General features: G+C 41.6%; 11 protein-coding genes and 1 pseudogene. 10 read left to right on the top strand and 2 right to left on the bottom strand.

Annotation, left to right across the window (positions count from 1 at the left end):
• Window positions 1–110: 110 nt before the first annotated feature.
• Entirely contained in the window at window positions 111–860 is a 750-nt protein-coding gene (gene grpE / locus HWQ44_RS05035; protein ID WP_292715979.1) for a nucleotide exchange factor GrpE, read from the bottom strand.
• Between the two features lie 455 nt (window positions 861–1,315).
• Between grpE and HWQ44_RS05030 the strand changes: the two genes are divergently transcribed.
• The 10 genes and pseudogenes from HWQ44_RS05030 (at window position 1,316) to HWQ44_RS04985 (ending at window position 15,045) form a co-directional block, all read left to right on the top strand.
• Window positions 1,316–3,322: a type II/IV secretion system protein gene (locus HWQ44_RS05030; protein WP_292715686.1), complete on the top strand. Its 2,007-nt coding sequence runs from the start codon at window positions 1,316–1,318 to the stop codon at window positions 3,320–3,322.
• Between the two features lie 86 nt (window positions 3,323–3,408).
• The gene (locus HWQ44_RS05025) at window positions 3,409–4,539 is read left to right on the top strand and encodes a type IV pilus twitching motility protein PilT (RefSeq protein WP_292715683.1); all 1,131 of its coding nucleotides are present in this window, start codon (window positions 3,409–3,411) and stop codon (window positions 4,537–4,539) included.
• An 80-nt stretch (window positions 4,540–4,619) separates the two neighbouring features.
• A complete protein-coding gene (locus HWQ44_RS05020; protein WP_292715680.1) occupies window positions 4,620–5,843 on the top strand; it encodes a type II secretion system F family protein in 1,224 nt (407 codons plus the stop codon).
• Window positions 5,844–5,982: 139 nt separating this feature from the next.
• Window positions 5,983–6,543 carry a hypothetical protein gene (locus tag HWQ44_RS05015; protein ID WP_292715678.1) on the top strand — a complete coding sequence of 187 codons (561 nt, stop codon included), beginning with the start codon at window positions 5,983–5,985 and terminating at the stop codon, window positions 6,541–6,543.
• A gap of 368 nt (window positions 6,544–6,911) precedes the next feature.
• Window positions 6,912–7,976: a serine/threonine-protein kinase gene (locus HWQ44_RS05010; protein ID WP_292715676.1), complete on the top strand. Its 1,065-nt coding sequence runs from the start codon at window positions 6,912–6,914 to the stop codon at window positions 7,974–7,976.
• Between the two features lie 438 nt (window positions 7,977–8,414).
• Window positions 8,415–10,451 (top strand): serine/threonine-protein kinase, encoded by a 2,037-nt coding sequence (locus HWQ44_RS05005; protein WP_292715673.1) that lies wholly within the window; start codon window positions 8,415–8,417, stop codon window positions 10,449–10,451.
• Window positions 10,452–10,615: 164 nt separating this feature from the next.
• The gene (locus HWQ44_RS05000; protein ID WP_292715670.1) at window positions 10,616–12,220 is read left to right on the top strand and encodes a HAMP domain-containing sensor histidine kinase; all 1,605 of its coding nucleotides are present in this window, start codon (window positions 10,616–10,618) and stop codon (window positions 12,218–12,220) included.
• Complete coding sequence (locus tag HWQ44_RS04995) at window positions 12,198–12,866, top strand: response regulator transcription factor (RefSeq protein WP_292715665.1); 669 nt, start codon at window positions 12,198–12,200, stop codon at window positions 12,864–12,866. Before HWQ44_RS05000 ends, HWQ44_RS04995 begins: the two co-directional genes overlap by 23 nt.
• A gap of 411 nt (window positions 12,867–13,277) precedes the next feature.
• Window positions 13,278–13,504, top strand: a pseudogene (locus HWQ44_RS04990) (glycosyltransferase); the annotation flags it as partial.
• 353 nt (window positions 13,505–13,857) lie between these two features.
• A complete protein-coding gene (locus tag HWQ44_RS04985) occupies window positions 13,858–15,045 on the top strand; it encodes a glycosyltransferase (RefSeq protein ID WP_292715664.1) in 1,188 nt (395 codons plus the stop codon).
• 318 nt (window positions 15,046–15,363) lie between these two features.
• On the opposite strand, the gene HWQ44_RS04980 is transcribed toward HWQ44_RS04985, so the two are convergent.
• The gene (locus HWQ44_RS04980) at window positions 15,364–16,605 is read right to left on the bottom strand and encodes a peptidase (protein WP_292715661.1); all 1,242 of its coding nucleotides are present in this window, start codon (window positions 16,603–16,605) and stop codon (window positions 15,364–15,366) included.
• Window positions 16,606–16,887: the final 282 nt, after the last annotated feature.

Here is a 16,887-nt window from a genome sequence, read left to right as displayed (position 1 = left end):
GAAGTTTAAACACAGAGAGTTATCCAAAGCCTTGTCCAAGTTTTAGGTACGCGATGCTCCTCCTTGCTAGAACCCAGGCACTTGCGGTCAGCGAGGTGAGCGATTACAGCTTAACTGTTGGCTGAACTCGACTGATCTTCTGGTGCCGCAGGGCTATCTTCCTTGGGAGCAGCTACTTTGACCATTGCATGGCGTAGCACGCGATCGCCTAAGAAGTATCCGCGCACTAACTCTTCTAACACTGTTCCTTCAGGATGTTCATCCGTAGGTTCCCGCATTACTGCTTCGTGCAAGTTAGGATCGAATTCTTGACCTTCAGGACGCATTGGTGATACACCCAAGCGCTTCAGGCTATCTACTAATTGTTTGTAAACACCTTGGTAACTTTTGTGCATGGTCATTTCGCCATCAGATTGTGGTTTGAGGTGCGATCGCGCCCGCTCAAAATTATCGACCACTGGCAGTAATTCCAAAATCGTGTTCCGCTTCACCTGCAACTCTAGGTCTTCTTTTTCTTTGCTAGTGCGTTTCCGGTAATTCTCAAAATCAGCGGCAATCCGCATATATTGAGTACTACGTTCTTCCAGTTGCGTTTTGACGGACTCGATTTGTTGAGTCAGTTCTGCCAAAGCTGCTTTTTCCACTTCAGTTTTCTCGGTTGCAGCGACGCTGTTTTCTGAATTGAGAGTAGCAGTATCCCCCGATATATTTGTTTGGGCTGCCACTTGCTCTGTCACATCGCTGCCAGATTCATTGAAATTAATTTGGGCTGGAGAGTCACTCTTCATTACTTGCTTTACCTCTATTGGTTCACCCAATTGCTGGCTTGTATTGTTTATCTGTTTATTTTCATCCATTATTGTCTACTCATTCCAGATCCTGTTTATGGCAGTGTATCTCCACAGCTTGCAACCGTCGTCATCCACGACGTGCCACTGAGGCTGATTTTTTTGCCAACAAGTTCTTGGAAGTGATGTAACCGTCCTCTTATTGTGACAAATGGTGAACACGTTAGCCCAGACGCCATTAAGGCGGGAACCCGAACGAGTAGGACTGGGGATTGGGTATTAGGGACTGGGGAAATTGGTAAATAGATCTGCGCTGTAGGGGTTTAGTAAAAGGACGCTTAGAAACCGCCTCTACACAGGCAAAACCCACGGAGGTGGGTTTAAAACACTCAATTTTTCTTTAGTCCGCGCAGGCGAACTTTGTTTGTGTAGCCGCGAATTCTATCCGCTTTTTTGGAAAATGAGAATTCTATCTCCTAGGCTGGGAATACTTTAAGCAGAGGTTTCCCATACTCATTCGCTCATTTATGACTTACTCGTCACCACAACGGCGCAGTACCGCTCTAACTACCAGAACAGAGTTTTCGCCCTTCGGCAACAAGCTAGTGCAATCTGGCTATGTCAATACCGAACAGATGAGGCAGGCACTAATTGAAAGCCGCAAATCTGGCAGACCCTTAACGGAAGTACTAGAGTCAATCACTGGGCAACAACTATCACCTGAATTGCTCAGGCAATACAAAAAACAGCAATTATTTGAACTTAAAATATTATACGGAGTTGAATTCCTCGATCCGGAAGTCAACTCCGTTGGCAACACGATGATGGGGAACCTGATTGAAACCCTCATTCCAGTGGATATTTGTCGTCGCCATCGTTTAGTACCACTGTCGAAACACGAAGACCAAACCCCGCCCTCAGTTTTAGTGGCGATGGTTGCTCCAGATAATCTAGAAGCTTCCGATGACCTGAACCGCATCTTGCGCCCCCAAGGCTTGGCATTGCAGCGCATGGTGATTACCCAGGAAGACTACCAGCAGCTAATCAACCAATACTTGGATGAAATGGCTGTTAAGCAGAAGCACCTAGATCAAGAAAAGTTTACAGATATTAATCAGGATTTAGAAAACCTTGGAAATCTCGATATTTCTGATGCTCCTGAAGAAATGGAGGCTGATCTAGGGGCAGCGATGAAGGGTGCAGAGGATGCCCCAGTCATCAACCTAGTCAACAGAATCCTGGCTAAAGCCTTGCATGAGGGAGTTTCTGACATTCATATCGAACCGCAAGAAGAAAACTTACGGATTCGCTTTCGCAAGGATGGCGTACTGCGCGAAGCTTTCGATCCCCTACCGAAAAAAATCATCCCGGCGGTGACAGCCCGATTTAAAATCATCTCCAATCTAGACATTGCTGAACGCCGTCTACCCCAAGATGGACGTATTCGGCGGATGTTTGAGGGACGTAAGGTGGACTTCCGGGTGAATACCTTACCCAGTCGCTACGGGGAAAAGGTGGTGCTGCGGATTTTGGATAACTCCTCTACCCAACTGGGATTAGATAAGTTAATTACCGATCCAGAGACTTTACATATTGTCCAGGATATGGTTAGCCGTCCCTTCGGTCTAATTTTGGTGACTGGGCCAACTGGTTCTGGGAAAACAACCTCACTGTATTCTGCACTATCAGAAAAGAATGATCCCGGTATTAATATCAGTACTGTGGAAGATCCAATTGAGTACAGCCTTCCAGGGATTACTCAAGTACAGGTAATTCGGGAAAAAGGGCTGGATTTTGCGACTGCATTGCGGGCTTTTTTGCGGCAAGATCCTGATGTGCTGTTGGTGGGTGAAACGCGGGATAAGGAAACGGCAAAAACAGCAATTGAGGCTGCCTTGACTGGTCACTTAGTATTAACTACCTTACATACCAATGATGCCCCAGGAGCGATCGCTCGTTTGGGAGAAATGGGGATTGAGCCTTTCATGGTTTCTAGTTCCCTAATTGGCGTTTTAGCTCAACGTTTGGTGCGGCGTGTATGTTCTGAATGTCGTGTTCCCTACACTCCTACAACTGAGGAACTGGCTCGTTATGGTCTATCAGCTTCCTCAGATGTTGGAGTCACCTTCTATAAAGCTAACACCTTGACATTAGATGCGATCGCCGAAGCCAAAGCCAAAAATCACCTTTGCCCAAAATGTAATGGGGTCGGCTACAAAGGGCGTTGTGGTGTTTATGAAGTCATGCGAGTCACCGAAAACCTGCAAACTCTCATCAACGAAGATGCACCCACCGAACGCATCAAGGAAGTGGCAATAGAAGAGGGCATGAAAACCTTGCTGGCTTACAGTTTGGACTTAGTGCGTGAAGGTTCCACCACTCTAGAAGAAGTAGAACGAGTGACGTTTACTGATACTGGCTTGGAAGCAGAGTTAAAAGCCAAACGCAAGACTGGTCTTACATGCCGAAGTTGCGATGCCACATTGAAACAAGAATGGCTGGATTGTCCTTACTGTATGACAGCTCGGTTTTAAGACTTGTCATTGGTCATTGGTCGATGCTTAATAACTTTAAACAAAGGACAAATGACAAATAAAAAACATTAAAAGGAAGCAGAACTATGGAAATGATGATTGAAGATTTGATGGAGCAGTTGATTGAATTGGGTGGCTCGGATATGCATTTATCCGCAGGTTTGCCTCCCTACTTCCGTATTAGTGGCAAACTCACCCCCATAGGTGAGCATGTATTGACAGCCGATCAATGTCAAAGGCTGATTTTTAGTATGCTCAACAACACCCAGCGTAAAACCTTAGAGCAGAACTGGGAATTAGATTGTTCTTATGGTGTTAAGGGTTTGGCTCGGTTCCGGGTCAATGTCTATAAAGAACGTGGTTCTTATGCTGCTTGCTTACGGGCATTAAGTTCTAAGATTCCTAACTTTGAAAAATTAGGTTTGCCAGATATCGTGCGGGAAATGACAGATAAGCCCAGAGGGTTAATTCTGGTGACAGGCCCTACAGGTTCCGGAAAGACAACTACCCTAGCGGCAATGATTGACTTGATTAACCGCACCAAGGCAGAGCATATTTTGACGGTGGAAGACCCAATTGAATTTGTCTATGAACCAATTAAAAGCTTGGTTCACCAACGGCAATTGGGTGAAGATACTAAGAGTTTTGCTAATGCTTTGAAAGCAGCTTTGCGGGAAGATCCAGATATCGTTCTGGTGGGAGAAATGCGCGATTTGGAAACGATTTCTTTGGCGATTTCCGCCGCAGAAACAGGACACTTGGTATTTGGCACGCTACACACTAGTTCAGCCGCACAGACAGTTGACCGGATTATTGACGTTTTCCCCCATGAAAGACAAACCCAAGTGCGGGTGCAGTTGTCTAACTCCTTAGTGGCGGTATTTAGCCAAACCTTGGTGTCAAAGAAAAACCCTAAACCCGGTGAGTATGGTCGGGTGATGGCTCAAGAAATTCTGATTGTTACTCCTGCTATTTCCAACTTAATTCGAGAAGGCAAAACATCTCAAATTTACTCAGCTATTCAAACTGGCGGCAAATTGGGGATGCAAACTCTGGAGAAGGTTTTAGCCGATTTTTACAAATCAGGAACGATTTCCTTTGAAGCAGCAATGTCTAAAACTTCTAAGCCTGATGAAATTCAACGTCTCATTGGTAATTCTACACCGCCTGCGGCTGCCGCAGGTGCTAAACCCGGTGCGGCAGCCAAAGCACATTAAAGGAACTTGGGATAGGGGAAATGAAGAATATTTCATCCCCTTGACTATTTTGAATTTTGAATTTTGAATTTAATTTATTTATGCCAAACTACGTTGCTCGTGTTCGCGATTCGCAAGGAAAATCCCGAACCGAAAAAATTGTTGCTGAATCCTTGGTACAAGCTCGTACTAATCTCAGAGATCAAGGTTTTGTAGTTCAAGAACTTAAACAATCTCAAGGATTTCAGCCAGATATTGCCTTAAAAAAATTCCAGAATTCCTTAGTTAAGGTTTCTGTGAAAGACAAAGCCGTTTTTTCGCGTCAATTTGCCGTTTTGATGAATGCGGGAGTTGCGATCGTTAGAAGTCTGGGGGTGCTTTCCGAACAGTGTAGTAATACTAAATTGAAACAAGCCCTGGTTGAGATTAGCAACGATGTTCAAAGCGGAATGAATCTTTCAGAGTCAATGCGGAAGCATCCTGACTGCTTTGATGGATTATATGTGAGTATGATTCAAGCTGGCGAAGTTGGTGGTGTTCTAGACGAAGTATTGAATCGTTTAGCCAAATTGTTAGAAGATGTTGCTCGCCTACAAAACCAAATTAAATCAGCATTATCTTATCCAACGGTTGTGGGTTTTATAGCAGTTTCTATCTTTCTCGGTATGACCATTTTTCTCATTCCCGTTTTTGCGAAGATTTTTACAGAAATCGGAACTGAATTACCACCTCTAACACAATTTTTGATGGATGCCAGTCTATTTTTGAGAAGTCCGAAAGTTTTTGTACTTCTCGGTGTTATTGTGGGACTGAAAATTGCCTTTACACAATATGGTAAAACTCCTGTTGGTCGCATAACAATTGATCGTCTTTCCCTGAAGATGCCGTTGTTTGGTGACTTAATTCAAAAATCTTCGGTTGCCCGCTTTAGCCGGACTTTTGGTTCTTTGACTCGTTCAGGTGTGCCAATTTTAACTTGCTTAGAAATTGTCCGAGATACATCAGGAAACCAAGTAATTGCCAATGCCATAGATGCAGCCCGTATGGAAATTCAACAAGGAGGTATGATTAGCATTGCTTTACAAAAAGATAAAGTTTTTCCGGCTATGGCAATTCAGATGATTAGTATCGGAGAAGAAACTGGAGAATTAGATGGAATGTTGATGAAAGTTGCTGATTTCTATGAAGATGAAGTCGAACAAGCAGTAAAAGCAATGACCAGTATTTTGGAACCAGTGATGATTGTGGTTTTAGGGGGAATGGTTGGAACCATTTTATTAGCAATGTATTTACCTATGTTTAAGGTATTTGAAAAGCTGGGATAGGGGATTAATAGTTATAAGTTATGAGTTAGGAATTCAAACTTTTTATTCCTAACTTTTAACTCCTAACTGATTAATTTTATTCTTAACTCCTGTACAGATGCGATTAATAGCGTCTCTACTCCTCACTATTTAATAAACTATGACTGTGCAAAAATCTCAGTACGAAGCGAGTTTGGCAGAGTACAGCAATCATCTAGCTGCGATCGCCTTACTAAAGCAATATCGGCCATACTTGGAGATGATCCCCAGTCTGCGCCGTCCAGATGAAAGTGTGATCACTATACCCTTGCCAATTGTCCGGCTTCGCAACACTGCTACAACCGCCCCACAAACGATTTGCTTACCCTGTGATGTGGCAATTTTGATGTGCGATCCAGAGTGGAAAATTAAAACTGGAGCCGAAATTTTAGTCTTTATTCATCGCGCTCACGAAGACTTTTCTGATTTGTTAGGACGTTGGCGACAAACCCAAGTTTGCTTAGACAATGATTATGAGTGGTTGATGCCTCTGCGCCACAGTCATATTTTGAGTGAGGGAGCTAATACTATATATCCTTTGTTTGTCGTTTTTAGTGAGACTTTAGAACGCATCCAGAGAGGCCTTGTGGGAGCCGAACTCCCATTTATTATACAAACACCAGATTCGATGTCTGAGGATAATTTCACAGATATTTTCTCTCCACAAATTCCACCAGCTTAGGGACTTCTATTTAAAAAACATCCAGTTGTAGGGGTGCAAGTCCTTGCGTCTTTATAAATTTACTAAGCGAGTTAATACCGTTTCTTTATGAAACTGCATATATTTACCCCCCCCCTTGCTAAACTAGGGGGGTTTTATTATCTGCATCTTTATGGAGAATTGGTATAACTACCCAACAGATTTTTACCTCTCTTAATCAAACTACAAATTAGCTCGTCACATAACACCTTGAAACAGGTACTTCTACAAAAATTTATTTTTATTTTTTGAAGACTAATGAGGATTTGGCAAAGATCCAGTAATTTTACTGTTGCCAATAAATAATTGTCGTAGAATTAGAGACATTTCAGAGCAGATATTTTATACTAATGAATCGCTTTTCTCAGAAAATAACGAATTCTCAAGAGAGCATTTCACAACAAACTCAATTGGGTCAAATGTGTGGTTCCAAACGGCTATTTCGCGATCGCTATGAAATACTGCAAATTTTGGGTCGAGGTGGTTTTGGCATCACATTTTTAGCTAAAAATGCCGCATTACCTGGGAATCCCCTGTGTGTCATTAAACAACTTTCTCCAAAAGTGACTAGTCCCCAAGGTTGGCAAAAGGCATGTGCACGCTTTGAAAAAGAAGCAAGAACTTTGGGTCAACTCGGTAGTCATTCGCAAATTCCTATGTTATTAGACTACTTTCAGGCGAATGGGGAGTTTTTTTTAATTCAAGAATATGTGCCGGGTTTGACTTTGGCGCGAGAAGTGCGACAAACTGGGCCTAAAAGTGAAGCTTCAGTGAAACAGTTTTTGCAGGAATTATTACCTGTATTACAGTATCTTCATAAACATCATGTGATTCATCGGGATATTAAGCCCCAAAATTTATTGCGGTGTGAGTATGATGGGCGGGTGGTGCTGATTGATTTTGGTGCGGTGAAAGAGCAATTAGTTAATGCTTGTGAAAACTCAATCAATCAAGCTGCAAACACTAATTTTATTGGGACTAGGGGATTTGCACCACCAGAACAGTTTTCTCTCCGTCCAGTTTATGCCAGTGATATTTATGCACTAGGTGTAACTTGTATTTATATGTTGACTGCTAAAAGTCCTTTAGAATTTGACTATGACCCAAATACTGGTGAAATATGTTGGCAAAAACAGATAAATATCAGCAACAGTTTCGCCCATATTTTAGAAAAAATGGTGAAAATTACCTTAGAGGAACGGTTTAAAACTGCCGATGAAGTGATCAAAGCTTTAAGTTATGAAAGCTATTTGCCTAATTTGGCTAACTGTCTAACTACCCAAAAATTGAATAATAAAAGTATTAAGCAACACGAAATTACACAACCCGAAAATTATGATGTATACGTGCCACCTGTAGCCAGAACTGCAAGTGCCATTCGGAAATGGAGAGCAAGACTCAAGGAAACAAGCTAGGACAGTTAAGTTCAAGCCTTTTTTGCCTAAAGTATCAAATGAATAATTAATCATGGATGATTTAAAATAGCTAAAACAAATTTAGTAAGCTTTATAACTATATTTTGTAGTCAGTAATGATTAATTAAGCAGGGTTTATCTTGAATACTTAGTCATTTATGGCTTGTCAAGATACAAGCATAATTACTAGGTTTAGCAGTTAAGAAAAATATTTCTATTCAGATTATTATATAATCGATAGAATAATTAATCTTATGGCTCTCGTAGTTTTCCACAGATGAGGAAGACTGACTACTATTTACAAACGCTAACTATATAAGTAATTCCCCAATCCCCAGAACAGGGTTTTCTACCACAAGTAACCGAGAGTCGATATTCTTAAGGGAAATTTCGGGGCAAACTTAGCCTAAGTTGTCATGCAGTCGCGCCTGTCAGATCATGATCTGCTGCTTAAATCCCGATTGCCCAAATCCCCTGAATCCCAATGGAAAGAAGTTTTGCCAAAGTTGTAGCACCCCATTGGTGTCACTTTTAAGAAATCGCTTCCGTGTCATCCGAGTCCTTTCAGATGAGGGGGGATTTGGCAGAACCTATCTATCAGAAGATGTAGATAAACTCAATGAACGCTGTGTTATCAAGCAATTAGCTCCAAAATTTCAAGGAACTTGGTCGCAAAAAAAGGCGATGGAGTTGTTTGCTGAAGAAGCGCAGCGACTACAAGACCTTGGGGAACATCCTCAAATTCCGACTCTGATAGCTTACTTCGAGCAAGACGGCTGTCTATATTTGGTGCAGCAGTATATCAATGGGGAGAATTTATTAAAGGATTTGCAACAGCGTAAGGCTTATAATTCTAGGGAAATTCAAGCTATTTTGCTAGATTTACTGCCCATCCTGAAATTTATCCACGATCGCAAAGTCATTCATCGAGATATCAAGCCAGAAAATATTATCCGCCATAAAAGTGATGGGCGATTAAGTCTGATTGATTTTGGTTCCTCAAAGCAATTCACCGCGAAAGTTCAGCAGAAATCTGGCACATCTATTGGTTCACATGGTTATTCTCCCCTGGAACAAATTAGAGATGGTAAAGCTTTCCCCGCCAGTGACTTGTTCGGTTTGGGGGCTACCTGTTTTCATCTGTTAACAGGAAATTCTCCCTTTCAGTTGTGGATGGAATCTGGGTACGCTTGGGTGAGCAATTGGCGGGAATATTTGCGGAGTCCATTAAATCCTGAGTTGGATTTTGTCATAGACAAGCTTTTGAAAAAAGACATCTATGAACGTTACCAGTCAGCCGATGAAGTTCTCAGAGACTTGACTCCAAAACAACTCCTCGCACTACCACCAGCAGGAAAGTCGTCTGGAAAAATACCACCCACTAAAGCACCATATTTACCAAAAAGTTATCCCTTACTGAGAATTTTAATCTTGGTAAGTGCTTTCATTCTCTTGTTTGGCTTTGGAGAATCTTGGTATAAACATTTTCGTCGGATTCAGACCAGTTTAGTTTCTAGGCTGAGTCAGCATAATAGTTCTGGCAAAGATGAGGCGCTTTTAAGTCAACCACTAAAAATTGTTTTGGGAAAGGTTTCCTTAGCTAATACTCTCCAAGGACATGAAAGCTCGGTTTTGTCTGTCGCTATCAGCCCCGATGGCAAAACCATTGCCAGCAGTGGCGACGATCGCAAAATTAAACTTTGGAATCTAGCAACTGGAAAACAAATCTCTTCACTCAACGCCTATTCTCAGCAGGTAAATGCTGTGGCGATCAGCCCTGATGGCAAAACTCTGGTGGGTGGTGGTGATGATAACACCATCAAAGTCTGGAATTTGGCAACAGAAAAGCAAATTCGCACTCTTACAGGGCATTCTGACTCAGTTCATGCCTTAGCCATCAGCGCTGATAGCCAAACTCTGGTTAGTGGTAGCGATGATAACACTATCAAAATCTGGGATTTAGCAACAGGAGAGCAAATTCGGACACTAGTAGGGCATACATTCTGGGTGCGATCAGTGGCCATTAGCCCCGACGCTGTGATTCTTGCCAGTGGCAGTTTTGACAAGACTATCAAAATCTGGAATCTGACAAAGGGATACTCAATTCGTACACTCTTGGGAAACTCTCAAACAGTAACAACCGTGGCTATTAGCCCAGATGGTAAAACTTTAGCCAGTGCTAGCCGCGATCGCACCATCAAACTTTGGAATCTAGTTACCGGGAAAGAAATTCGCACACTGGTGGGACATGTCAACACTGTAACGACCGTAGCTTTTAGTGCCGATGGTAAAATTCTTGCTAGTGGTAGCCGCGATCGCACCATCAAACTTTGGAATCTAGCCACAGGAGAGGAAATTCTCACATTGGCGGGGCACACTAACACTGTGACATCCCTTACCTTCAGTCCTGATGACAAAACCCTTGTCAGCGGTAGTGAGGACAATACTATTAAGATTTGGCGGTTATCTCAGTAAGTGGGGAGTAGGGATTGGGGATTGAGGATTGGGGATGAGGGAGAATTAGAATCTCGTTCATCCACCTTTGAACATCAAACCTCCTGATGAAAAATGACCAATGACAAATGAGAAATGACAAATCCCCAATTGCGATAAACTGTCTCAAGTGAGGAGGGGTAAAAATGAGCAGTATCACCGGCCATCGCCGCGATCGCAAGTCTGGGATTAAAATACCAAAGCTGTTTTTAGCTTGGCAGCAAGTATTTGGAGAAGCACGCACCCGGATTTTGCTCTGGTACTTGCTGATTTTGGGGATAACTTTTCTCATCGCCATTCCCGCATTTCGCTACAAGCTCTACCAGCGCATTGATGAGCGGGTTCGTCAAAACATGGTAGAAGATATGGCGGCTTTTAATGGATTAATTAAAGGTGAAATCTTGGCTCCAGAGGATACGCTGCCTGAGGAAGACTCAGAAAATATAGCCATTGGGGCAAAACACTTGAAATGGTTGCTCGGCGGAAAAAAACAAATCGCTCCTCCTGCTGCCAAAGAAGATTTGATCGAGCTTTTCAAAGCTTATCTGTTGTATAGACTGCCAAAAGATGACTCTTACTTCATCACGTTTGTTGATGGTAAATTTTATAAATCTAGTCCCAGAGCGCGTCCCAAACTACTTGCCAAGGAATCACCACTCATGCAACGGTGGGCAAAACAAACTAAACCAGAACAAGGAGAAAAAGAATTTTCTGACCCGGGTCTTAGTAAGATCCTTTACATGGTGGAACCGATTAAAATTAATGGACAAACGCAGGGTGTCTTCGTTATTGCCCATAATACAGATGGTGAGCGGGCAAAGACACTAGAAGCAGTTTCCGTAATTATTGAAGTTTCTAGTTTCGTGTTTGTGGTGTCGTTCATTTTGGCGTGGTTGGCGGCGGGACGGGTGCTAGCTCCCCTACGGACGATTACCACCACTGCCCGTGCAATTAGTGAGTCAGATTTAACCCAGCGCTTACCTGCGCGAGGTAAGGGAGAACTGGCAGAATTAGCAACGACATTCAACGAAATGATGGACAGATTAGAGGGAGCTTTTGCTACCCAGCGAGAATTTGTCAACGATGCTGGGCATGAGATCAGGACTCCCATTACCATCATTCGCGGACATCTGGAACTGATGGGAGATGACCCTCAAGAGCAACAGGAAACCTTGGCACTGGTTATAGGAGAATTAGATCGGATGAGCCGTCTGGTCGATGACATGATTTTGCTGGCCAAAGCAGAACACTTAGACTTTTTGCAGTTGGCGACGGTGAATGTAGCAGACTTAACCCAAGAGTTATTTGTCAAAGCCCAGGCATTAGCAGAGCGGGATTGGCAAATCGATGTGGTGGCAAAGGGTCAAATTATAGTTGACCGTCATAGAATTACTGAGGCTGTGATGAATCTGGCGCAGAATGCAACTCAGCATACTGGAAAGAGTGATACTATCTCCATAGGTTCTGGGATTGCTAAAGGAAAGGTGCGTTTCTGGGTACGCGATACAGGCGAAGGCATTCCCCTTGTCGATCAAAAACGGATTTTTGAGCGTTTTGCTCGAACTTCTAACAGTCGTCGTCGTTCCGAGGGTGCAGGATTGGGGCTGTCAATTGTCCGAGCGATCGCTGAGGCGCACGGTGGACAAGTATTGCTTCGGAGTCAACTAGCAAAAGGTTCGATGTTTACCATCCTTTTACCCCTCGATCCCCCGCAGGAAATGAGTGCATATGCCCAATATTCTCATCGCTGAAGATGAACCCCGCATTGCCTCATTTATTGAAAAAGGATTGCGATCGCAAGGTTTTACGACAACAACTGTTACCGATGGGCTGCATGTGCTAGACATTGCACAGAATGGAATCTTTGACTTACTAATTTTGGATTTGGGATTGCCTGGAAAAGATGGATTTCAGGTATTGGAAGAACTGCGGGGACAGGGAGAAGATTTACCTGTAATTATCCTCTCAGCTCGGAGTGACATTCACGATAAAGTCGCTGGGCTAGAAGGAGGCGCAGATGATTATGTCACCAAACCTTTCCGATTTGAAGAACTTCTGGCGCGCGTCAGGTTGCGTTTGCGAAGTGCTAGACCTGTGAGAGATGCCCAAGAGTTTCTCCTGAAAGCGGGTAATGTGGTGCTTAATTTGCGAACTCGACAGGTGAAACTAGGCGATCGCCTTATCGAATTACCTGCGCGTGAATTTACAATGGCAGAAATGTTTTGTCGTCATCCCGGACAGGTTATAAGTCGAGAACAACTGCTAGATTACGTTTGGGGCTACGACTATAATCCAGGTTCTAATATTGTCGATGTATATATCGGTTATCTCCGCAAGAAACTAGGCAGCAACCTCATTGAAACTGTTAGAGGGATAGGCTATCGCTTGCGAAGTTAATACTATTTTGGATAAAAGGATTTTAAATTTTGCTGTAATCATTTATATCAAAACTAATCCCAACATCGATGCAGAAGGTCAGCAATTGTGGGATATATCTTAAGTTAATCAAAAGTGCGATCGCTGACAAAATCTCTCAAGCACAACTCCTAGAAAATGAGCATGGACAGTAGGGGAGTTTGTAGAGTGGGCATTATAATACCCACCCTACTGAGGTTTATTTACTAGTGAACAAATCTTTGAACTTTATTAATGAGGCTTTGAACTCCATTAAGCAAGCCCATTGCTGCGCTAACGAGGCAAATTCATGAGAATCTTCTCATGAAAGTTTCATAAAAGACTCATGGAAAATTGAGACTCTACTTGATTAGTAGGGCATCTATTCACTGAATAACTGAGGGATATTTAGCCATGAGACTGATGGGATATTCCCACGATGGTCTCGGTAATATTTGCAGAATGCTGGCAATCTGCACTCACTTACTGGGTTCGATTGCAGAACTTTCTATTCTGGTTGTTTCTGGTTGCCGATGCTAACCTGCCTAAATCGGGGAAGATCGGGTGAAATGTCTGCGAAGTATCTGGGGACAGAAATCGATGAAACTGTGAAATTGCGCTCAGAGTTAATTTTATCTGCGATCGCTGTTACAACAACTGCATACTTCGCAGATTTACCTTCTGGTAATTAATCTGAATGTGTTACCGAAAATTACCTAATACATCTCCACCTTACTCGCAAAAGAGCGGGATTCCATTTTGCTACCAGTCACGGGAACAATTACCTGATTTAGTGATGATTGCCAAAATCGTTTAAGTAAAAAGTAAAACAATACTGAATAATTTTTTCTTTTGCTTTTTAACTTTTGACTTGTTTGTTTTATGCAAACTTCTAACAATGATTGCAACAGATGGAATACTCAAAGCAATTACCACGACTCTTTGACAATCCAAAACCTAAAATTCAAAATGGTATTACAGAGGTAAAATCGTTATGAAACGTATTATGTTCTACTGCCAACATATTTTGGGTATGGGGCATTTGGTTCGCAGCAGGGAAATTGTGCGCGGTTTAACCAAAGACTTCCAAATTTGTTTTATTAATGGCGGTGAAATCATTCAAGGATTTGAAATTCCTGCTGGTATCGAACTCATCAATCTGCCTGCAATTAAAACTGATGCCGAATTTGTAGAACTGCAAGTAGTAGATGATGCTTTTAGCATTAACGAAGTCAAAGAGATCAGAAAAAATCGACTTTTGGAAATTTTTAATCAATTCCAGCCTGATATTTTAATCATTGAATTATTTCCTTTTGGCAGAAGACGCTTTTCTTTTGAATTAATTCCCTTACTAGAATTGGCAAAGTCAAATAAGAATTCAACAAAAGTGATTTGTAGTTTGCGAGATATTGTAGTTACTAAAGCACATAAGCAAGCAAAACACGAAGAGAAAGTCTGCAACTTCATCAACCAATATTTTGATATGTTGCTGGTTCACGGTGACCCTGAATTTGTCCCATTAGAAGAAACTTTTTCTAGAGTCAGTGACCTCAAATGTGAAATATATTATACCGGATATGTGGTGCAACAGCCACAGAGCAATCCTGTTTTCACCGATGAAGATCGAGTAATTATTACCTCAGACAAACCCCTGATTTTAGTCAGTGTAGGAGGTGGCAGATTTGGTCATGAACTGCTTGATTGTGTAGTGAAAACAGTACCTTTCTTAGAGAAAAGATTGTCGCATAATATCCAGGTTTTCACTGGGCCATTCATCCCAGATTCAAAATTTAAAGAGCTGCAAGTAATGGCAAGAAATAGCAAAAATATCTCTATTCGACGCCATACTCCTTACTTGCTAAGTTATATGAAAAAAGCAGAACTTTCGATAAATATGTCTGGCTATAACACCACAATGAATGTTTTAACCACAGGTGTACGAGCCATGATTCTTCCCTTTACAGGCAACCAAGATCGAGAACAAACCATTAGAACCGAAAAATTAACCAATTTAGGAATCGTCAAACTTATAACTCCTTATGATTTGCAACCCGATTACTTTGCTATAAAAATTATCAATTACCTGGAAGAACAGCCCAATAAAATTAGCGTTGATTTCGCCGGAGTTGAAAAAACTGTAACCCTCTTAAAAACTTTAGCAGTCAAGCAAAAAATTGCTTAGATTGAAAAAGCGAGGATTGATCATGTAATTGAAGGGCAGCTTTGGATAATACACAACCCACTGCAAGCGAATAATCAAGATGCTTCAATCAGTAAAGAACTCTACAATATCGTCAACAACAACTCGGTAGAGTTAATAGCGTTTATTGAAATCATAGAAAAACCCCTGGGTAAGCAAGCCAAAAAGAACGTAGGTATGGTTGTACATCTGTACAACCATACAGCCAATTCATGTGTTGCAAAGATTTTTGTCAATGGTATGACATTCTAGGCGACATCCACTCGTACAATAGTCTCGACACCAGAATCGGCAATTAGCTCAGAAAATAGTCAATCTGTATTTACCGCGTTCCTGTGGATTCTTGGAAGTAACAACTATATAGTATGTATCATCTTGAGGCAACCTAGCTCGGTCAATTAAAGCAGTATACACACCATCTTTGTCTTTGTCTTTATCTATAGCGATCGTCTGTCCTTGAGAATTTAGCAAGGCTATATAAGGAGAAAACTCTTCATCTACACTATCTACACGAATACTAACAAGCTGATTTTTTTTACCTTGAAAATTGGAAATATTGTAAGCGCCGCCATTTTGTTTCAGGGTTGAGCTTTTAGCAGTTAGTTGACCTGATTCATCTAAGGTATAACTAGCTCTATCATTCCTGAGAGCCAGACTATAGCGACCTATCTCACCGGGATTTTGGCTAGTAACTGCAATCTTGTAAGTGCCGTTCATAGGTAGTCGTGCAAAAATGAATGCATCATCGCTACCACTACTTTTATCCAAAGTGCCTTTTTTGACGATGATATTATTATTAGGATCGTGCAGAAACAACAAGGGATTTAAACTCAAGTTATTTGTTCTACGTGTGTCATTACTGCCAATCAGTCTAATTTGAACTAATTGATTTTCTCTGCCCTCAAACTCATAGAAATGAAAATATCTACCTTGAGATTGAAAGTCACCCCTACTCAGAATACCCAACGCAACATCTACAAAGTTAATTTCTTTGTAAGTAGGTGTCATAGATGAAGAAAGTGCTGAATTATCGATATTTTGGTTCCTACTTGTAGCTACATTAGAATTTGCTTTGGGAACTCGCCTGGAGCCAGCATTGGAACGATTGGCATTTGAGTTAGAAATTCTACTACCTCCAGATGATCTAGATGCAGAGCCACTATTGGAACGATTAGAGTTTGAGTTAGAAGCTCTACGTCCAGATGGTCTAGAAGTAGAGCTATCATTTGAAGCGCTGGAAGTTGGCTGAGAATTTTCTGTGTTAGACGATACACTAGGAGTCTGCTGTATTGGTGATTCAATAGATGTCTTGCGTTTTGGAGATACTGACGCTTGAGAAGCAGGAATTTGATCAATTCCTTTTTTTACTGCTTCTGGTTGTCTCTCATCTGGTGATTTTGCAATTATGAAGTCTTGAGAATTTTGAGGTTTTACCAAAGCACTTATAGGCAGCACATTACTTGTAATCAACAAACTACTACTCACGCAACAAATTAAAGCTTGACTTAATTTACGGCGATAGTTTGTGTTTTCTAATAGCATAATTACGCTCCTAATTTTGCTGATGATTTTTTCTTTCAGGATAGACAAATTTAAGACTAGTTGGTATTGTTCGGCAGCTAAAAAATCTGACTTTTGATATACACTGAAAGGAAAATTTAGCGTGGATAACTTATAGGCTTGCCAAAGGTGTCGCCGAGAAAGAATTTAATTCGTATATCATACATACACCAAATTTTTGCCAGAATTAAATCGAAAAAATTAGATTTTCAATTTAGATTTACTTTAGTAATCTAAATCTTGTAGGTATATACTGAATTAAAA

Source organism: Nostoc sp. JL34, from assembly GCF_017114945.1.
Lineage (GTDB): Bacteria > Cyanobacteriota > Cyanobacteriia > Cyanobacteriales > Nostocaceae > Nostoc.
This window is presented reverse-complemented; position numbering and strand designations above follow the sequence as displayed.